Source organism: Lentzea sp. NPDC092896 (assembly GCF_044754905.1).
Lineage (GTDB): Bacteria > Actinomycetota > Actinomycetes > Mycobacteriales > Pseudonocardiaceae > Lentzea.
The window spans coordinates 641,583-660,849 of sequence record NZ_JBIVPX010000005.1; the positions used below are offsets into that span (position 1 = coordinate 641,583).

The following is a 19,267-nucleotide window of genomic DNA, read 5'->3' on the forward strand; positions in this document are numbered from 1 at the left end:
GCCGGTGCAGGTTTACTGCTGTGGTGCGGAATTATGCTGCTTCCCCCGGCGGCCCTCGCACAGGACGGGTCTGTGATCCTCGAGGCCGATGTGGACGGTAGGCCGGTTGGAGTAGGGAATCTCGTTCTGGACCCCTCGCAGACCGCCAAGGTCTCGGTCACGGTCCGCAACAACACGACCGCCGTGCAGCGCGTGAAGACCGTGCGCATCAGCGGCACCGCGCTCGCGTTGACCTTCTTCGCTTACGACACAACGGTTCCGTTCGACGTGCCGGCGAAGTCCTCGGAGACCCGGTCGTTCCCGCTGGAGCCCACCGACCTCGGCTCGCAGGCGATTGGTCTCCTTCCGGTCACAGTTGAGGTCATCGACGTCGGGCGGGAGAGCATCGCCTCCGTCGAGACGACCGGAGACGTCAAGGGCTCGCTCTGGTCGGTCTACGGGGCGTTCGGTCTGGGCGTGCTCGTGCTGACCGGGTTGTCGTGGGCGGGGGCGTTGATCGCGCTGGCCCGCCGGCGCCTGCCCCCGAACCGGTGGCAGCGCGCCATGCGGTTCCTGCCCGCCGGGATCGGCACCGGGCTGGTCGCGGTGATCTCGTTGTCGGTGCTGCGGCTGGTGGCGCCGTCGCCCACGGCCGAGATCCCGTTCATCGTGGGCGCCGCCGCGGCCGCGTTCGTGCTCGGATACCTGACGCCGCACCCCGGTGAGCGGCGGCATCCGTCCGATGTGGATACCGTGAGGATTCAACGGTGATTCAGTCCAGTGTGGTCGCCGCGCTGCCGCAGTACGCCGTCGGTGAGCAGATCGGCGAGGGCGGCATGGGTGTCGTCTACGGCGGTGTGCACCGTCAGCTGGGGCGTCCCGTGGCGATCAAACGGCTGCCGCACGCGGTGGCCGAGGATCCGCGGATGAGCGAGCGCTTCGAGCACGAGGCGCGGCTGCTGGCCCGCCTCGACCACCCGCACATCGTGCCCGTCTACGACTACGTCCGGCAGCAGGGCGAGCACCTGCTGGTGATGGAACGGCTCGACGGCGGCACGGTCTGGTCGCGGTTCTCCGGCGACGGCCTGACCGCGCAGCAGTCGTGCGGGATCGTGCTGGCGGCGCTGTCGGGTCTGCACGCGGCGCACGAGGCCGGGGTGCTGCACCTCGACGTGAAGCCCAAGAACCTGCTCTTCACCTCGAACGGCGTGGTGAAGGTGGCGGACTTCGGCATCTCCCAGGTCGTGTCGGAGGGCGCGACGCTCGTGACGCACGGTGGCGCGGTGCTCGGCACCCCCGCCTACATCGCGCCGGAGCAGGCGATGGGCAACGCGCTGTCGCCCGCGGCCGACGTCTACGCGACCGGCACGATGCTCTACGAACTGCTGTGCGGCGACCTGCCGTTCGAACGCGGCGGCGGCCCGATCGCAATGATCCAGAAGCGGGTCTTCCAGGAACCGCGGCCGGTGCCGAAGGTGCCGGAACCCCTTGCGGGCGTGGTGATGCGCAGCATCGCGCGGGAGCCGGAGGCGCGGTACCGCAACGCCGAGACGTTCGCGATCGACTTGGCGGGCGCGGCGGGCCAGCTGTTCGGCCCGGACTGGCTCGTGCGTCTGGGCATGCCCGTGCACCTCGCACCGCAGGTGTCGTCGTCTTCCACGCGTCCGTCGCTGCGGCCCGTGCCGGAGCGCGACACCGTCACGCTCACGGGGCAGCGGATCCGGGCCACGCTGGTCGACCCGATCCCCGCCGCACGGCTGAGCGGCAGCAGCACGCTGGTGCCGGCCTCGGAGGTGATCAGGCCGCCGTCGAAGCCCTGGGCGCTGTGGCTGGTCGCAGCCCTCGCGTTGATCGCGATGGCCGTCGTGCCGTTCGTGGCGACCGGGAGCCCGCCCGAGATCGTCATCTCGCAGGACCTGGCAGACCCGGTGAAGGTCGACGGCACGCATCTCGTCGTGACGGCGGCCGGGATCCCGCTCGCCGACGTGCCTGAGCGCACGCCGGAGGGCTTCGTGCTGCCCGGCGCGGCGCGGTGGATCATCGGCGGCGTCGTGACGGCGCGCGTCGACGACGGGGCGCCGTTCCTGCTCAAGTCCAACCAGACGCCGTGGCTGAGCCTGATGGGCACGGGCTCGGCGTTGTTGCTGCTCTTCACGTTCGCCTACCTGGAGTCGAACCTGCGGGCGTTGCGGCGGCGGCAGACCGGCCTGGCGGCGGTGATCGCGTCGGTGCCGCTGGGCCTCGGCCTCGGCCTGTCCGTGTGGCTGCTCGTGTCGGTGCTGCTGGAGCACGAGCCGACGTTGTCGGTGGCGCTCACGTGCGGTGTGCTCGGTGCGGCGGCGGCTCTGAGCGCGTCGCTGGCGTCTAAGCGCGCCTGACCGCCAGTTCGAACAGGTCCGCGAGCTCCTTCGCGTACCGGGTGACGTCGGTGTCCGGCCGGGCCATGAGCTCGGCCGGCGCCGCCTCCATCGCGGCGATGACCGACACGGCCATCACCCTGGGCGCGAACTCGCGCAGCTCACCGCACGCCTGACCCTCGCGGAACATGTCCTCCAGCTCCGTCAGCGTGCGCTCGTTCTGCTCCTCCGACCACGTCCGTGCGGCTTCGGCGTCCCGTGCGGCGGCCGCGATCTGAGAGATTGCGATGAGTTCCGCGGGGTATTCGGCGCAGTAGTGGACGAAACCTTCGATGAGCGACCGCAGCGCCGTGACGTAGCCGTCGGCGCTCTCGGAGCGTGCGGTCAGAGCGCGGTCCATCGAGTCGTGCACGGTCAGCATGACCTGCTTCATCAGTTCCTCGCGCTTCGCGAAGTGGTACGTGATGAGCCCCGGGCTGATGCCCGCACGCTGTGCGATCTGCACGAACGACGCCTTCGCGTACCCGATCTCGGCGATCGTCGCGATGGTCGCGGCCACGATCTGACCGCGCCGGGCGTCCTCGATGAAGCTGCGCTTCTGGTCGCCCGGCCGATTTTCTGGTTGCATGAACAGGAGTCTAGTTGAGCAACTAGTCGAGGGGGAACGATGATCAGTCGAAAGGTGTTCTTGAGGGCCGCCGTGGGTGCCGCGGCACTGAGCATCACGGGGGGCACGGCGTCAGCGGCACCGAGGAAGCGCGGCGGTGTCTGCTACGACACCGGCGTGCTGCACGCGGCGGGGGAGCCGTTGAGTCGCGTGCGCTGGAGCCGTCAGCAGCTGGAACGGGAGATCCGCATCCTCGCCGGCGAGCTGCGCTGCCCGTCGATCTCGGCGTTCGGCAGCGATCTCGGCCGCCTCGCCGAGACGACGGACGTGGCGTTGCGTCAGGGCATGCGGGTCTTCGTGCAGCCGAGGCTCTACGACCACCCCCAAGAGCAGATCCTGGAGCACATGGCCGAGGCCGCGCGCACGGCCGAACGGAAGCGGCGCGGCGACAACGTCACGTTCGTGACCGGCTGCGAGCACTTCCTGTTCACGCCGGGCATCATCCCCGGCGACACGTTCCTGGACCGGCTCGCGAACATCCCGTCGATCACGGACTGGCCCGCGGTCATCGGGCGCTTCCGCGAGTTCATGGTGAAGGCCGTCGAGGTGGCGCGCAGGGAGTTCCGGGGCCGGATCACCTACGGCGCGGCCGCGGGGGCGGACGGCGACTGGAACGACTGGTCTTTGTTCGACCTCGTCGGCCTCGACTACTACACGCACTTCGAGACCGATGCCGAGTACACCGCTGACCTGGACAAGTACCGCCACTGGGGCAAGCCGCTGATGATCATGGAGTACGGCTGCTGCACGTTCACCGGTGCCGCGAAGGCCGGCGGGATGGGATGGGACATCGTCGACTACGAGGCCGACCCGCCGGTGATCAAGCCCGGCTTCGAGCGCAACGAACGCGAGCAGGCCGACCACATCGCCCGCATGCTGCGCGTGTTCGACGCACAGCCCGATGTCGAAGGCTCGCACCTGTACTCGGTCATCACGCCGGACTCACCGCACAACCCGACGTGCCGCGATCGCGACTACGACATGGCCTCGTACAGCCTGCTGCGCACGATGCGTGAGCGGTTCGACGACGACAACTCGCCCTACCGCCTGGAGCCCAAGAAGTCGTTCCACGCCTTCCAGGGCTTCAATCGGTGATGACGCGTTCCCTCGGGAACGACGCCGTCACGAGGAAGCCGCCGTCCTCGGTCGGTCCCGCCGAGAACTCGCCGCCGAGCAACGTGGCGCGTTCGCGCAGGCCGACCAGGCCGTGACCTCCGCTGGGCAGCGACGACGACGGGCTGGACGGGGCGGTGTTGCGCACCTCGACCTGCACGTTGTCGTCGTACTGGGCGTCGATGAACACCGTCGCGCTCGAGCCCACCGCGTGCTTGCGGATGTTGGTCAGGGCCTCCTGCACCGTCCGGTAGACGGCGCCGGACACCGGTGCGGGGAGGTCCTCGACCGGGCCCTTGAGCTGGATGGTCACCTCGAAGCCCGCGTCGGCGGCCAGGTCGGACAGCTCGTCGAGGCCCGGCTGGGTGTCGTCCGTGGTGCGCAGGACGGACACGAGCGTGCGGAGTTCATCGAGCGTGCGCGTCGACAACATGCGGATGGTGCCGGCGACCTGCTTGTGCTCGGCGTCGACCACGGCCATGCGCAACGCACCGGCCTGCATGGCGATAAGACTGACCTGGTGCGACACCACGTCGTGCATCTCGCGGGCGAGCTTTGCCCGTTCGTCGGCACGGATGGCGTGCGCGTGCAGCACGCGTTCTCTCTCGCGTGACTCGGCCAGTTCGCGGATGCGGTCGGACAGCTCCTGGCGCGCGTGCACCAGCAGGCCGATCGCGATCGGCAGGCCCGACACGAGGAAGCCGTAGATCGCGGAGTGGAAGTGGCCGGAGGCGGGCCGGTCGATCAGCTCCTGGAACGGCCAGGCGACGAACCGGCAGAGCCACACCAGCGCGGCCGCGAGGCCCGTCTGCCAGCCGCCGAGGTAGCGGCGGGCGACCGTGTACAGGGCGATCATCGCGGCGAGCTGCGACCAGCCGACGAAGAAGCCGGGAATGGTCAGCACGAGCGTGAGGAACGGGAACCGCCGCCGCAGGACCAGCGCGCCGACCGCGAGCCAGTTGAGCCACAGCTGGTAGTTCTCGACCGGCGGGAGGTCCGTGATCGGGTCGGCCTCGAGCCACAGCCCGTACAGCCAGACGTCGAGCACGGCGAAGAAGATCAACGCCAGGTCCGCGAGCACCTGGCGGTAGTCACCACTGAGCGGCCAGCGCGAGCCGGCCGCGGTCTCCTCCGACCGTCTGGCCGGGAGCAGCGTCGTGGTCAGGATCCGACCTCCCCTGTGAGCCTTGCGATCCTCACCGTACTGCGCGTATGCGGCGGATGGCATTGGCTGCCCCTTTACCCCGACCTGCCCCGTCATGGGGGTAAGACGCCCGCACACGCGAATCTGTACGCGGCTCCTCTCACATATGTGCTACCGCACACGTCCGTGCGGACGCGTGCGGTAGTCACGGCACTACTGAGGGGCTATCAGGGGCAGGTCTTCCAGCTGAACTGGTAGGTCGTGTCGATCGCACCGTCCGTGGAGTCCATCGACACGAAGCTCGTCGTCGTGGCCGTGTTGGACGTGCCGGGGTAGACGCGGAGCTCGGTGTTGATGTTGAAGTTCCGCTTCTCGCCGCACGGCGAGTAGACGATCGCGGCGACCTCGGTCTGGTCGGTGGCCTGCCAGTCGTCGCTGTGCGGGCCGTTGTAGCGGTGCTGCGCCGAGTCGTTCTGCGACATGCCCTGGAAGTAGTAGTTGGCCTTCTGGATGGCGTACGCGCCTCTCTCCAGGTGCGCGAAGCCTCTGTAGTCGGCCTGGGCGATGCCGTAGGTGAAGCCCTGCGGGACGTTGACCCGCAGGTTGAGCTGGCAGTTCTTGCGGAAGTCGGTCGGTCGCGCGCCGACGCCGATCTGGGCCAGGTAGTCGCTGTAGGTGACCGTGAAGGCCTTGTTGTCCTCGGACACCGCGACGGCCGCGGTGCCCGCCGGGCAGCCGGAGCCGTTGACCGTGACGACGTCGATGGTGATGTGGTCGGGCGGCGGCGTCTCGTTGGGCGAACCGGGCGGGATGATGATGGCCGAGGCCAGCAGGGCAGCGGCAACCGCGTTGAGCATGAGGGGCACCTTTCCAAACGCGTCTCGCAGGGAGGGGTGGCGGCGGTTGGAACTTCGGTGGCGGCGGCCTTTGTCAGAAAATCAGCAGCGCTTCCACGAGAAGTGGTGCAGAGTGCGCACTTCTCCGCGCTGGTAGTCCATCGTCATGAAACTGTTTGTATTGGCATCCGAGCTACCCTTGTCGACGCGCAGTGCGCTGTTGACGTTGAGATTCTTCTGCTCGCCGCACGGCGACCAGACGATCTCCGAGAACTCGGTCTTGTGGGTGATCGACCAGTTGTCGTCGAACGGCCCCGTGAACGAGTGCTTCCACGTGGTGGTGGCCGATTGACCCTGGAAGTAGTAATTCACCGACTGGTACCCGGTCGCGCCGGGTTTGAGGTACCCGTAGCCGCCGTAGGTCGCTTCCGCGATGCCGTACGTGAAGCCCTGCGGGACGTTGATCTGCAGCGTGAGCTGGCAGTTCTTGCGGAAGTCGGTCGCACCGGCACCCTTGCCCGCCTGGGCCAGGTAGTCGCTGTAGATCACCCAGAACGAGGTGTTGTCCGATGAGACGATCACTTCGGCGCTGCCCTGCTTGCACCCGGAACCGTTCACCGTCACCACGTCGATCGTCACGCGCTCCGAAGGAATCGTCGCGGCGTGTGCGGGTGCTGACGACAATGTGAACAGCACGGCCAGAGCGGCTGCTGCCGTCGCTTTACGCATGAAGTTGGCCTTTCCTGGTGCCTCTTTCTCAGCGTGGAGCGGCAGCGGTGCGCGAAGGTTAGCGCAGACCCTCAACCAATGGTGTGATCCAAATGGCCCAGGTCACACTGATGGAGCAGTTCGTGAAGAATTACCAAAAATAGTCGGACACCTGGTGCTGAAGGCACGAATAGTTTCCGGCATACTTGCCCGCATGTCGCTGGCTGGGCTGGTGCTCGTGGTCGAGGACGAGGACCCCGTGCGTAGGTACACCGTGAGCCTGCTCGAGGAGCTGGGCTTCACAGTTCTGCAGGCCAGCGACGGCATCGAGGCGCTCGCGATCCTGCGCGAACGGTCCGCCGACATCAGCGCGATGCTGCTCGACCACAGCATGCCGGGCCTGTCCGGCGAAGAGGTGCTGGCACAGGTCGAACGCGAGGGCCTCGCCGTGCCGGTGGTGCTGACCAGCGGCTACGACCGCGCGTCGCTGGAGCGGCGGTTCGCCGGGCACGACGTCGCCGGATACCTGCAGAAGCCGTTCCGGATCGAGGCGCTGGACGAGACGGTCCGTCTCGCCGTGTCCCGCCGCGCTCAGGCGTCCTGACTGAGGACCTGCCGCACGCGTTCGAGCAGGTCCGACTCCACGTACGGCTTGGTGATCAGCACCTCGTCGTCGAGGATCTCGTCGGTCGTGTACCCGGACACGTAGATCACGGCCGGTGCCGCGCCGGTCGAGCGCAGCAGCCGGACGAGCTCGGGGCCGCCCATCTTCGGCATCACGACGTCCGTGAGCACGAGCTCGATCGTGCTGCGGTGCGCCGTCGCGAGTTGCAGCGCCTCCTGGCCGTCGCCCGCCTCGATCACCGCGTAGCCCGCGGTCTCCAGTGAGCGCCGGGTCATGACCCGCACCTGCGCGTCGTCCTCCACGAGCAGCACCGTGCCGACGCCCTGGTGCGTTGTGGTGCGACGCGCGCACGGTGCTTCGGGCGTGCCATTGCGTTCGTGCGGCACGGGCAGATAGACCTCCACGGTCGTGCCCTCGCCCAGCGCGCTGATCAGTTCGATCTGCCCGCCGGACTGCTGCACGATGCCGAACACCGTGGACAGGCCGAGACCGGTGCCCTTGCCCACCGGTTTGGTCGTGAAGTACGGCTCGAACACCTGCGCCTGCACGTCCGGCGCCATGCCCGCGCCGGTGTCCTGGACGCGCATCACGACGTACTCGCCGGGCCGCACGCCGACGATCCGGCCGGTGTCGCCGTTGCCGAGGGTCCGGTCCGCGATCGAGATCCGGAGCGTGCCGCCGGTGGGCATCGCGTCGCGGGAGTTGACCGCGAGGTTGAACAGGATCTGCTCGACCTGGCCTGCGTCCGCCCACACCTGCGCGACGTCCTCCGGCAGGTCGATGTCCAGCTCGATGTCCTCGCCGACGAGCGTGCGCAGCATCGACTCGACCTTGGTGAGGTTGTGCTTGAGGTCCAGGGACTCCGGGTGCAGGACCTGCTGGCGGGTGAACGCGAGCAGCTGCCTGGTCAGGTTCGCGGCCCGCTCGCCCGCGTGCCTGATGTCCTCGATCGCCGTGCGCCTCGGATCGTCCGGGAGGGTCCGTCGCAGCAGCATCTCGCTGTTGCCGTTCACGACCGTGAGGATGTTGTTGAAGTCGTGCGCGATGCCACCGGTCAACCGCCCGATGGCCTCCATCTTCTGTGCGTGCCGTAGCTGCGCTTCGGTCTCGCCGACGCGTTCTTCGAGCCGTGCGCGCGCGTCCTTCAGTTCCTGCATCAGCCTGATGCTCCGCAACGCGCTGCTGAGCTGCTGCTGCACCGCCTCGTAGATCCAGCCGGGCTCCGGGCCCTCCTCGAAGATCACGTACCCGAGGTGGTCCTCGTCGGTGTAGAGCGGGGCGATCAGCGCGCTGAACGGCACGTTGCGTTTGAACGGGTACGGCGTCAGGTTGATCGTGGGGAACGGGGTGGCCGGCGGGGTCTTGAGTTCGGCGTTCTCGTACCGGACGAGCGCGCGCGCCGTGCCTGGCGTGTCGTACGCCATGACGTGACAGCCGGGGATGGCGAGGCGGGGGAGTTCCTCGGCGAGAGCGGTCGTCAACTCGTCCACGTCCCGTGACGCGATGAGCCGTTGCCCCGCTTCACGGACCGTCTGGTCGTGACGCTCGTGCGACAGGTACTTGAAGCGTGCGTCCGTGGCGAACGCATCACCGAGAAGCAGCTGCACGCGCAGCCACAGGTCGTTGATGATCGTCGCGTCGCTGATCCGCGCCGTCACGAACCGATGCAGGTCGAACAGCGGTGGCCACCACTTCGCCGGTTCGCACCCTGCGCGCGCGGTCCAGCGGATGTACTCGGCCAGCAGCTTGAGGAACTCCGCGCCCTCGACCTCACCGCGTCCCGCCGCCATCAGTTCGACGACCAGCTGCTCGGCCCACCCGTCCGGCAGGTCCGCGGAGGGCTTCCCGAGCGAGTCGCGCAGGTGGTCCGCCACCGTGGACGCGGTCGCGGACTCGTTGATGCTGAGCCGGTCGTGCGCGGGCGCGTGGTCGCCGAGCCCGGACGGCAGGCAGCCGCACGAGCGGCGCACGATCAGTTGGGTCGGCAGGGTCTGGTGCTCGCGCGTCGGCTGGCCCTTGACCAGCGCCACCGCGAGTTCGGCCGCCCGGAAGCCCATTTCGAGGAACGGCGCCCTGACGGTGGTGAACGCGGGCGTCGCCGCGTCGTGCGTGCGAACGTTCGTGTGGTTGCCGTACCCGACGACGGCGACGTCCTCCGGCGTGCGGTAGCCCAGTTCCTCCAGCGCGGACACGACCCCGATCGCGTAGTCGTCGTTCGCGGCGGCGATGGCGTCCGGCGGTTCCTTGATGCGGGCGAGCATCCTGCGCACGGCCTGCGTCGCGCCGTTCGGTTCCCAGATGAACGAGCCCGGCATCGTGACGAGCGCGGGGTCGAACGGGATCCCGTGGTTGCGCAACGAATCCGCGTAGCCGAGGAACCGCTCCCGTGCGCCCGCATGCGTTTGCGGCCCCCGGACGAACGCGATCCGGCGTTTGCCGTGCACCTCGATGAGGTGGTCGACGGCCTGCTTCATGCCGTCGCGGTTGTTCATCAGAATCGTTGGCCACTGGGCAAGGCTTGTTTCGACGCTCACGATGGGCATGGGTGCGTACCGCTTCACGTACTCCTGCATGCCCTCGGGCCCGATGAGCTGCCCCACGCGCGTAGTCCACACCACGAGCGCATCGATGCGGTTCGGCGAGATGAGGTCGTAGACCGTGTTCGCGCGACGCTTGAGCGGGTCCGGATGGTCCAGTTCACTGCCCACGAAACACACGAGGTCGCACCCGAGGCGCTGAGCTCCGTCGCTGACACCACGCCACTGCTCGCCCGCGAGCTCGATGAGCGGGCCAGCGGTGATCATCCCGATGGTGGGACGTCGCTTCGCACTGCCGTTTGCCACAAAACCCCCGCTACTCAACGCGATTGGGGATGATACGCGTTGTCGGGGGGAATGCCTGCCGTGTTACCAGGGAGATTGGTGAACGCTGTACTGGAGGGTCTGGCGTCGAACCCCGCGCTGCCGGCCACGTTGCTCGACCGCCTGGTCACCCACCCCGAGTTGGCCCCTGACCTGGCGCAACGCGCTGATCTCTCTCCTGCGCACATACGCGCGCTCCTCGCCCATGCCGACTCCACAACCGTGTACACGCTGCTGGGCAAGGGGTTGGTTCACCCGGCCGACATACCCATCACCAACGAATCGGTCGCCTTGGTGGTGACCGGAAGCCCCGACGCCGATCCCGCACTGGCCCGCGCACTGGCGTTCCACCCGGACCCGGCCATCCGCGCGCGACTCCCGGAATGGGCCTGCTCCCTGCCCGCCGACGTGGTCGCCCTGCTGGCCCGCGACTCCGACCCGTCCGTGGTCGCCGAACTGGTTACCTTCCAACCATTACCTCTTGCCCTGGCCGTGACGCTGAGCGGCCACGCGAGCCTCGACGTGCGCCGCGCACTCGCCGCCGGGCCGCACACGCCCGCTTCGGTGCTGGCCTCGTTGAGCTTCGAGGACGCCCTGGCCCGCGAACTGGCCGCCAACCCCGCGACACCTTCGTCCATCGCCGCGGACCTGCTGCGCCACCACGCATCCCGCTACTTCCTGGCCGAACGCACCGACCTGCCGTCCGACGTCTATGACCAGCTCGCCTCGGAACTCGAACCCGGCATCCTGTCGCAGCTGGCCGCGAACCCCGCCGCCCCGGTGCCGGTCCTGCGCCAGCTCACCGGGACCCGGGCCCTGCGCCTCGTGCTCCTGCGCAACCCGGCGATCCCGTTGGACCTTCTGGTGGAACTGGCCCCGTCAGCGCGCATCGGGCCCGATCCGTTGCCCCGCATCGCTTCCGCTTCCGTCACTGAGCTTCGGGAACTGGCTGTCTGCCCGGTGGCGCAGGTGCGGATGCTGGTGGCCGCGCGTCCTGACCTGCCCGCGGACCTGTTCGCCCGCCTGGTGCTTGATTCCGATGGTGGAGTCGCGGGCGCGGTTGCGACCCATCCGCTGGTGACGGTCGCGCAGTTGTGGGAGCTGGTCGAGCGGCACGGGCCGCGGCTGTTCCCGCGGGTGGCGCGGAATCCGTTGTGCCCGCCCGAGTTGTTGCACCACATGGCTTTGCGGTCCGGTTCGCTCGAGGAGACCTATCGGGCCGTCGCGCGGCATCCTGCGGCGTGGGGTGCAACTCTGTTGCTGTGCCTGGAGGACGCGCAGGCCCGGCATCTGGCCGCCGCTCATCCGCACCTGCCGGTTCCGGCGATCGTGGAGTTGCTGGGGAGTGAGTTCACGGCTGGGGCCGCGGCGGCGAACCCGTCGCTGCCGGTGCACGTGATGGAGGAACTGGTGGACCGGGGCGAGGTATGAGCGACGAGACGTTCCTGCGCCGCACACCCCCGCCGGGAAGGCCGGTCAGGCCCACCACTTGATGAGGTTGGTCTGCTCCTTGCGGACCACGTATCCGTTGGCCGCGTAGAACTCCCGCGCGTGCACGCGGTTCGCCCCGGTCACCAGCCGGATGCCGGCGGCACCGTCGGCCCAGGCCCACTCCTCGCCGGCGGCCAGCAACGCCCTCCCCACACCCCGGCGTTGGTGGCGTGGCGAGATGGCCAGCGTGATCAGGTTCTTCAGCGGCCGGTGATAGGTGTTCTCGTAGTCGCTCAGCTGGACGTAGCCCAGCACCTCGGCGCCGTCGTCGGCCACGAACAGCACCACGTTGGGTGCCTTGATGATCCGCGCGAGCTGGGCCGCTGTGTCCTCCAGCGGGAAGTCGTAGTCCAGCGCCTCGCGGTTGATCTGGTGGATCGCCGGCGCGTCTTCGGCCAGCACGTCCCGGATCTGCAACTCGACCCCCCTCGGTTGACTCCTCCAGCTAACCACGCTGGGCGAGACGGGCGACTCGGCTGGACACAAACGGGATCGCGCTGGAACGCTCGGACCCGAGGTGATGACGTGCGCGCTCCCCGACGACGCTTCGACATGTCCGCCGTGATCGAGTTGCTGCTCGGGGTGCCGACGGTGCTGAGCAGCCTGCTGATCATCACGCTCGCCGGCAGAGCCGTGACGCCGGAGACGCCGTGGCTGTTTCCGGTGGTGTGGCTGCTTTCCGGCGTGATCGTGTTCCTGCCGGCCACGGGCAAGCTGCTGGCGGCGCTGGTGCACGGGATGCGCGGGCCCACCGGGACGGAGCGGGCCGCGCTGGAGCCGTTGCTGGAGGAGGCGTGTGGGGCGGCCGGGGTGGATCCCGGGAGGTACCGGCTGCGGATCCAGAACTCCAGGGAGATCAACGCGATGGCCGTCGGCGGGCACGTCGTCGGGGTGTCGACGGCGGCGTTGCAGTTGCCGCGCAAGCAGCTCGAAGCGGTGCTGGCGCACGAGATCGGGCATCACCTGGCCGGGCACACGAAGATCTCGTTGCTGCGCTGGTGGTTCGAGCTGCCGGCACGGGCGGTGGTGTGGCTGGTCGTCGTCGCCGGGGCGGGCATCTACGTGGCGGGCGACAAGATCGGCACGACCGGGGCCAGGGTCGTCAGCTTCGTGCTGATCGTGGCGCTCGGTGTCGCCGCTGTGCTGATCAGCCCGTGGGTGTTGCTGGTGCCGGTGATCGCGCCCCTGCTGGCACTGGCGAGCAGGAGGGCCGAGTTGCACGCGGACCGGGTCGCGGCCGAACTCGGGTACCGGCTGGTGCTGCTGGAAGTGTTGCAGCGCTGGGTGAAGGAAGGCTACGACGAGCAACGGGCCCACGCCGGGTTCAAGGCTCGGATGCTGGCCTCGCACCCGTCGTGCGCGCTGCGCATCAGCAAGTTGCGCGGAGAAAGGCGAAGGCCCCTGAGCCGGAGCCCAGGGGCCTGAACGTCACGCCAGCGGTGGCTTGAACAACGCCGGTACCGCCGAGGCGGCCGCGGTGTCCAGCAACCACAACGTCCTGCGGCGGCCGGTGGCACCGGCGGCGGGGATCTGCACCTCGCCGGCGCCGTCCAGCGCCATGGCCACGGCGGCGGCCTTGGCCTCGCCGGTGGTCATCAGCCAGACCTCCTGCGCGCACCGCGTCGAGGCCAGCGTCAGCGACACGCGCGTCGGCGGCGGCTTCGGGCAGTTGCGCACGGCCACGACCGTCCGCTCCTTCTCGTGCACCGCAGGAGAATCCGGAAAGACCGACGCCACGTGGCCCTCTTCGCCGACGCCCAGCAGGCAGACGTCGAACGTGGGCACGTCGCCGTGGTCCTCCGGCCGCGCAAGGGAAGCCAGCACGGCGGCGTAAGCCTCAGCGGCCGCCTCGGGGTCGTCGCCGAACTTGCCGTCCGAAGGCTCCATCACGTGCACCCGCGACGGGTCCAGCGGAACGTGGTCCAGCAGCGCGGCACGGGCCTGCGTCTCGTTGCGGTCCGGGTGACCGGACGGCAGGAAACGCTCGTCGCCCCAGAACAGGTCGACCCGGGACCAGTCCACCGCGTCGCGCGCGGCGCCCCGGTTCAGGTGCTCCAGGACGGCGGTGCCGGTGCGGCCGCCGGTCAGCACGACGGACGCGTAGCCGCGCGCGGCCTGGGCGTCGACCATGCGGGTCACCAGGCGGGCCGCCGCGGCGGCGGCCAGAAGGTCGCCGTCGCGGTGGACCACCACTTGCGAATTGCTCACGAACCAGCCTTCGCCTTCGACTTCTTGGGTGCGGCGGAACCGTTGGCGGACTCCGCTGCGGGAGCCTCGTCAGCCGGCTTCGCCGCGGAGTGCGCACGGCCCCTGGAGATCTTCGACAGCGACTTCAACGCCGCCGCGTAGACCTCGTCGGGGTCGAGACGGCGCAGTTCCTCGGCGAGGCAGTCGCGGACCGAACGACGCTGCAGCGCCACGCGACGCGACGGCTGGCCGGGCTGCTCCAGCGTGCCCACCTTGCCGTCCGGGCGGTGCAGGTCGACGGCGCCGGACGGACGGTCCAGCTTCACCTGCACGATGCCTTCGCCCGAGGTCGCCTTGTAGCGCCTGGCCGAGACCTTCAGCTTGTCGGTCAGCCAGGCCGCGAGGAGGTCGGTGGACGGCGAGTCGGCCTCACCGGTCACCTCGGCCTCGGTGATCTTCTCGTACGGCGGCAGGTCCAGCGACGCGGCGAGCATGGCGCGCCACAACGTCAGCCGCGTCCACGCCAGGTCCGTGTCGCCCGGCGCGTAGTGCGCGCGCCGCGACTCCAGGGCCTTGATCGGGTTCTTCTCGGCCGCGGCGTCGGTGATGCGACGCTGCGCGAGCTGACCGATCGGGTCCTTCGACGGCGACACCGGCGCGTCGAACGGCCACCACGCCACGACCGGGGTGTCCGGCAGCAGCAGCGGCATGACGCACGAGGCGCCTTCCTTGGCCAGTTCGCCGTACAGGCGCAGGACGACGACTTCCGAGGCTCCGGCGTCGCCACCGACGCGGATCTGCGCGTCCAGGCGAGGTGCCGCCTGACGAGCACCGCGGGCCACGACGATCACGCGACAGGGGTGCTCGCGCGAAGCGTCGTTGGCCGCGTCGATCGCGGCGTCGGTGCGCTGGCCGTCCTCGGTCACGATCACGAGGGTCAGCACGCGACCGAGGGTCGTCGCACCGCCTTCGTCCCGCAGCCGGACCAGCCGCGAGTTGATCTGGGAGGTGGTGGTCGAGGGCAGGTCGATGATCACGGACGCCTCCAGTGCCTTCCGGTGCGAGCCGTCATCGCGTCCGCCGACGGCGGCCCCCACGTACCGGCCTTGTACTTCTCGAGCGCGGGTTCGTCCTTGCGAGCCCAGAACTCCAGCACCGGGTCCAGGATCTCCCAGGACAGCTCGACCTCGTCGTTCTTCGGGAACAGCGACGGCTCACCGAGCAGCACGTCGAGCAGCAGCCGCTCGTAGGCCTCCGGCGACGACTCGGTGAACGAGTGGCCGTAACCGAAGTCCATCGTGACGTCGCGAACTTCCATGGTGTTGCCCGGCACCTTCGACCCGAACCGGATCGTCACGCCCTCGTCCGGCTGAACCCGGACCACCAGGGCGTTCTGACCGAGTTCCTCGGTCGCGGTGTCGTCGAACGGCAGGTGCGGCGCCCGCTTGAACACGACGGCCACCTCGGTGACGCGACGGCCCAGGCGCTTGCCGGTGCGCAGGTAGAACGGCACCCCGGCCCAGCGACGGGTGTTGACCTCGCAGGTGATCGCGCCGAACGTCTCGGTCTTCGACTCGGGCGAGAAACCGCCCTCCTCGAGCAGACCGGGGACCTTCTGGCCGCCCTGCCAGCCACCGGTGTACTGACCGCGCGAGGTGGTCTCCTCGAACGGCTGCGCGGGCCGCGTCGCCGAGAGGATCTTCACCTTCTCCGCGCGGAGGTCGGCCGGCTTGAACGAGACCGGCTCCTCCATCGCGATCAGCGCGAGCAGCTGCAGCAGGTGGTTCTGGATGACGTCGCGCGTCGCGCCGATGCCGTCGTAGTACCCGGCGCGGCCACCGAGACCGATGTCCTCGGCCATGGTGATCTGCACGTGGTCGACGTAGTTCGAGTTCCAGATGGGTTCGTACAGCTGGTTCGCGAACCGCAGCGCCAGGATGTTCTGCACGGTCTCCTTGCCGAGGTAGTGGTCGATGCGGAACACCGACTCCTCGGGGAAGACCTCGTTGACCGTGCGGTTCAGTTCCTTGGCGGACTTCAGGTCGTGACCGAACGGCTTCTCGATGACGACGCGGCGCCACTGGTCGGGTGCCGTCTGGGCGAGACCCGCGCGCTTGAGCTGGTTGACCACCGTCGGGAACGCGCCCGGCGGGATCGACAGGTAGAACGCGTGGTTGCCGCCCGTGCCGCGCTCGGCGTCGAGCTGGGCCAGGCACGAGGCCAGGTTGTCGAACGACTGGTCGTCGTCGAACGTGCCCTGCACGAACCGGATGCCCTCGGCGAGCTGCTGCCACACGGCCTCGTTGAACGGCGTGCGCGCGTGTTCCTTGACCGCGTCGTGGACGACCTTCATGAAGTCCTGGTCGGCCCAGTCGCGGCGGGCGAAGCCCACCAGACCGAAGCCCGGCGGCAGCAGACCCCGGTTCGCGAGGTCGTAGATCGCGGGCATGAGCTTCTTGCGCGACAGGTCACCGGTGACACCGAAGATGACCAGCGCGCTCGGGCCCGCGATGCGGGGCATGCGCTTGTCGCGCGCGTCCCGCAGCGGGTTGTGCCACTTGGCGGATGTGGTCACGAGCCGTCCTCCTGGACTGCCTCGACGAGCTGGGCCAGTCCGGCGATGCGGTCCTCGAGGTGAAGACGCAGCACCGGGCGACCGTGTTCGGCCAGGACCTGACCGTCGCCGAGCGCCTGCGCGAGCTGCAGCTGCGCCAGCGTGTAGGGACGGCCGGGCACCTCCAGGTCGTCACCGGACTCGCCGGTGATCTGGATGAACACGCCGTTCTGGTGACCGCCCTTGTGGTACTGGCCGGTCGAGTGCAGGAAGCGCGGACCCCAGCCGAACGTGGTCTGCAGGTGCGTCCTCTTCGCGATCTCCGCACGGAGCAGCTCGAACGACGCGTCGTCGATCCTGTCCAAGTACGCCTGAACCGAGATGTAGCCGTGGTCGGGCGCCACTTCAACGATCGCCGCAAGCGCTTCCGCGACGGTGTGGACCTTGCGCGGCGCCCAGTCCGTGCCGTGTCCCTCGACCGGTCCGTCCACGAAGGACGGGACGGTCGCGGCGACGGCAGGCGCGTCGAGCAGCGCGCGGGAGGCCTTCTTCGCGGCCTCGACGTCGGGCTGGTCGAACGGGTTGATGCCGAGCACCCGGCCGACGAGCGCGGTCGCGTACTCCCACAACAGGAACTGCGCGCCCAGCGGACCCTCGACCGCGATGTTCGCCGACCCGGTGGCCGGTCCGATCGCGACGGTGGTGGCGTCCGAACGTGCGTTCACGAAGCCTTCGGCACCGGGACCTTCGACGACGACCGGCAGCAGGCCGGTGCCGTTCTTGCCCGTCGACTCGGCGATGAGCTGCTCGGCCCAGTCGCCGAAGCCCTTGATGCCGGACCCGGTGTCCGCGAAGACGATCTTCTCGGCACCGTGCGCGTGCGCGGCGCCGAAGACACCGGCCAGCACGACCGCCGGGTTCTCCGGGGAGTCCTGGGACACGACCTTCGCGACCTCGGCCGCGTCGTCGAGCAGCGTCTCGACGTCCGCACCGGCCAGGTAGGACGGCACCAGGCCGAACGCGGTCAGCGCCGAGTACCGGCCACCGACGTTCGGGTCGGCCAGGAACACCTTGCGGTAGCCCGCTTCCTCGGACGCCTTCTGCAGGGGCGAGCCGGGGTCGGTGACCACCACGATGCGGGACGCGGCGTCGATGCCCGCGTCCGTGAAAGCCTTCTCGAAGATGCGCCGGTGGCTGTCGGTCTCGACAGTCCCTCCGGACTTGGACGACACCACGATCACCGTGCGCTCGAGATCACCGGCGAGGGCGTCGGCGACCTGGGCGGGATCGGTGGTGTCCAGCACGACCAGGGGCACGCCGGCCGTGCGCGTGATCACCTCGGGGGCCAGCGACGAGCCACCCATGCCGGCGAGGACGACGCGGTCGACGCCCTCGGCGTGCAGTGCGGCGCGCAGCGCCACGAGATCGGGGAGCAGCGCACGGGACGTCTCGTGCAACGTCGTCCAGGAGAGGCGAATGCTCGCCTCGGACTCGGCTTCCGGCCCCCACAGGGTCGGGTCCTGCGCGGTCAGCTTGCTCGGCACCGAATCCGCGACCAGGTCAGCAGCGATGATGCTGACCTGGTCGGCGTTCGGTGACCTCACGATTTCGACGGAGGTCACTTCGTGATCAGCCCTTCAGTTGAGCCAGTTGGTTCGTCACCGTCTCGAGCAACTCTTCCCAGGACTTCTCGAACTTCTCGACACCCTCGGTCTCCAGCGTGACGAACACGTCCTGGAGATCGATTCCCACGGCGGCGAGCTGGTCGAACACCTCCTGGCCTTCCGCGGCGCGTCCGGTGACCGTGTCACCGGTGATCTTGCCCGCGTCGGCGACGGCCTGCAGCGTCTTCTCCGGCATCGTGTTCACGACGTCGTTCACGACGAGCTGGTCGACGTACAGGGTGGGGGAGTAGCTCGGGTCCTTCACACCGGTCGACGCCCACAGTGGACGCTGCGCGTTCGCGCCGTCCGCCTTGAGAGCCTCCCAGCGCTCGCCCTGGAACGTCTTCTCGAACGCTCCGTAGGCGATGTACGCGTTGGCGAGAGCGGCCTTGCCCTTGAGCGCGGTCGCCTCGTCCGTGCCGATCGCACCGAGCCGCTTGTCGATCTCGGTGTCCACGCGGGACACGAAGAACGACGCGACCGAGTGGATCGAACGCAGGTCGTGGCCGTTCGCCTTGGCCTGCTCCAGACCGGCGACGTAGGCGTCCATGACCTTCTCGTAGCGCTCGACCGAGAAGATCAGGGTGACGTTGACGGAGATGCCCTCCGCGATCACCTTCGTGATCGCGGGGATGCCCGCCTCCGTGGCCGGGATCTTCACCAGCAGGTTCGGCCGGTCCACGGTCTTCCACAGGTCCTGCGCCTCGGCCACGGTCTTGTCCGTGTCGAACGCCAGGCGCGGGTCGACCTCGATGGAGACGCGGCCGTCCACACCCTTGGTCGAGTTGTAGATGTCGCGGAACTTGTCGCACGCGTTGCGGACGTCCGTCGTGGTGACCTCGCGGATGGTCGCCTCGGTGTCGGCACCGCGGTTCGCGAGCTCACGCACCTGCTCGTCGTAGGACTCGCCCTTCGAGAGCGCGCCCGCGAAGATCGTCGGGTTCGTCGTGACACCGACGACGTTCCAGTCGCGGATCAGCTCGTCCAGGTTGCCGCTGGTGAGCCGCTCACGGGACAGGTCGTCGAGCCAGATGGAAACTCCGGCGCCGGACAGGGCGTCGAGGTTGGGCTTGCTCACTGG

17 protein-coding genes are annotated in these 19,267 nt (G+C 68.9%); 6 read left to right on the top strand and 11 right to left on the bottom strand.

Going from position 1 to position 19,267, the window contains the following annotated elements:
- The first annotated feature begins 33 nt into the window (after positions 1 to 33).
- Both ACIQF0_RS27470 and ACIQF0_RS27475 read left to right on the top strand, forming a co-directional pair.
- Complete coding sequence (locus ACIQF0_RS27470) at positions 34 to 750, top strand: hypothetical protein (RefSeq protein ID WP_401033762.1); 717 nt, start codon at positions 34 to 36, stop codon at positions 748 to 750.
- On the top strand, positions 747 to 2,357 hold the full coding sequence (locus ACIQF0_RS27475; RefSeq protein WP_401033765.1) for a serine/threonine-protein kinase: 1,611 nt from the start codon (positions 747 to 749) through the stop codon (positions 2,355 to 2,357). Before ACIQF0_RS27470 ends, ACIQF0_RS27475 begins: the two co-directional genes overlap by 4 nt.
- Here the strand turns inward: ACIQF0_RS27475 and ACIQF0_RS27480 are convergent.
- Positions 2,344 to 2,964 (bottom strand): TetR/AcrR family transcriptional regulator, encoded by a 621-nt coding sequence (locus ACIQF0_RS27480; protein ID WP_401033767.1) that lies wholly within the window; start codon positions 2,962 to 2,964, stop codon positions 2,344 to 2,346. The two genes, ACIQF0_RS27475 and ACIQF0_RS27480, sit on opposite strands and share 14 nt — an antisense overlap.
- Before the next feature lie 39 nt (positions 2,965 to 3,003).
- Here ACIQF0_RS27480 and ACIQF0_RS27485 point away from each other — a divergent pair, with 39 nt between their 5' ends.
- Positions 3,004 to 4,098 carry a hypothetical protein gene (locus ACIQF0_RS27485; RefSeq protein ID WP_401033769.1) on the top strand — a complete coding sequence of 365 codons (1,095 nt, stop codon included), beginning with the start codon at positions 3,004 to 3,006 and terminating at the stop codon, positions 4,096 to 4,098.
- On the opposite strand, the gene ACIQF0_RS27490 is transcribed toward ACIQF0_RS27485, so the two are convergent.
- From ACIQF0_RS27490 to ACIQF0_RS27500, 3 genes are all read right to left on the bottom strand, one after another.
- Positions 4,088 to 5,344, bottom strand: a complete 1,257-nt coding sequence (locus ACIQF0_RS27490) for a histidine kinase (protein ID WP_360031402.1) — start codon at positions 5,342 to 5,344, stop codon at positions 4,088 to 4,090. The two genes, ACIQF0_RS27485 and ACIQF0_RS27490, sit on opposite strands and share 11 nt — an antisense overlap.
- A 143-nt stretch (positions 5,345 to 5,487) precedes the next feature.
- Complete coding sequence (locus tag ACIQF0_RS27495; protein WP_360031400.1) at positions 5,488 to 6,117, bottom strand: DUF4360 domain-containing protein; 630 nt, start codon at positions 6,115 to 6,117, stop codon at positions 5,488 to 5,490.
- Between the two features lie 81 nt (positions 6,118 to 6,198).
- Positions 6,199 to 6,735, bottom strand: coding sequence for a DUF4360 domain-containing protein (locus ACIQF0_RS27500; RefSeq protein WP_401033772.1), 537 nt, complete (start codon positions 6,733 to 6,735; stop codon positions 6,199 to 6,201).
- 283 nt (positions 6,736 to 7,018) lie between these two features.
- On the opposite strand from ACIQF0_RS27500, the gene ACIQF0_RS27505 reads away from it, so the two are divergent.
- The gene (locus tag ACIQF0_RS27505; RefSeq protein WP_360031397.1) at positions 7,019 to 7,408 is read left to right on the top strand and encodes a response regulator; all 390 of its coding nucleotides are present in this window, start codon (positions 7,019 to 7,021) and stop codon (positions 7,406 to 7,408) included.
- Here ACIQF0_RS27505 and ACIQF0_RS27510 read toward each other — a convergent pair.
- The gene (locus ACIQF0_RS27510; RefSeq protein WP_401033775.1) at positions 7,396 to 10,233 is read right to left on the bottom strand and encodes a substrate-binding domain-containing protein; all 2,838 of its coding nucleotides are present in this window, start codon (positions 10,231 to 10,233) and stop codon (positions 7,396 to 7,398) included. The two genes, ACIQF0_RS27505 and ACIQF0_RS27510, sit on opposite strands and share 13 nt — an antisense overlap.
- A 117-nt stretch (positions 10,234 to 10,350) precedes the next feature.
- Between ACIQF0_RS27510 and ACIQF0_RS27515 the strand changes: the two genes are divergently transcribed.
- A complete protein-coding gene (locus ACIQF0_RS27515; RefSeq protein ID WP_401033777.1) occupies positions 10,351 to 11,721 on the top strand; it encodes a hypothetical protein in 1,371 nt (456 codons plus the stop codon).
- Between the two features lie 45 nt (positions 11,722 to 11,766).
- Here the strand turns inward: ACIQF0_RS27515 and ACIQF0_RS27520 are convergent, their stop codons facing one another.
- Entirely contained in the window at positions 11,767 to 12,198 is a 432-nt protein-coding gene (locus ACIQF0_RS27520; RefSeq protein WP_401033779.1) for a GNAT family N-acetyltransferase, read from the bottom strand.
- A 108-nt stretch (positions 12,199 to 12,306) separates the two neighbouring features.
- Here ACIQF0_RS27520 and ACIQF0_RS27525 point away from each other — a divergent pair, with 108 nt between their 5' ends.
- Entirely contained in the window at positions 12,307 to 13,206 is a 900-nt protein-coding gene (locus ACIQF0_RS27525) for a M48 family metalloprotease (protein WP_401033781.1), read from the top strand.
- A gap of 3 nt (positions 13,207 to 13,209) precedes the next feature.
- Here ACIQF0_RS27525 and pgl read toward each other — a convergent pair whose 3' ends face one another.
- From pgl to tal, 5 genes are read right to left on the bottom strand one after another with little or no spacing between them, the layout of a single operon-like run.
- The gene (gene pgl, locus ACIQF0_RS27530; RefSeq protein ID WP_401033783.1) at positions 13,210 to 13,989 is read right to left on the bottom strand and encodes a 6-phosphogluconolactonase; all 780 of its coding nucleotides are present in this window, start codon (positions 13,987 to 13,989) and stop codon (positions 13,210 to 13,212) included.
- On the bottom strand, positions 13,986 to 15,005 hold the full coding sequence (gene opcA / locus ACIQF0_RS27535) for a glucose-6-phosphate dehydrogenase assembly protein OpcA (RefSeq protein ID WP_360031385.1): 1,020 nt from the start codon (positions 15,003 to 15,005) through the stop codon (positions 13,986 to 13,988). Before opcA ends, pgl begins: the two co-directional genes overlap by 4 nt.
- Complete coding sequence (zwf, locus tag ACIQF0_RS27540) at positions 15,002 to 16,489, bottom strand: glucose-6-phosphate dehydrogenase (RefSeq protein ID WP_360032503.1); 1,488 nt, start codon at positions 16,487 to 16,489, stop codon at positions 15,002 to 15,004. The genes opcA and zwf overlap by 4 nt, the downstream gene beginning before the upstream one ends.
- A gap of 50 nt (positions 16,490 to 16,539) precedes the next feature.
- A complete protein-coding gene (locus ACIQF0_RS27545) occupies positions 16,540 to 18,126 on the bottom strand; it encodes a glucose-6-phosphate isomerase (protein WP_360031383.1) in 1,587 nt (528 codons plus the stop codon).
- Between the two features lie 25 nt (positions 18,127 to 18,151).
- Positions 18,152 to 19,264, bottom strand: coding sequence for a transaldolase (gene tal, locus ACIQF0_RS27550; RefSeq protein WP_401033785.1), 1,113 nt, complete (start codon positions 19,262 to 19,264; stop codon positions 18,152 to 18,154).
- Positions 19,265 to 19,267 lie beyond the last annotated feature (3 nt).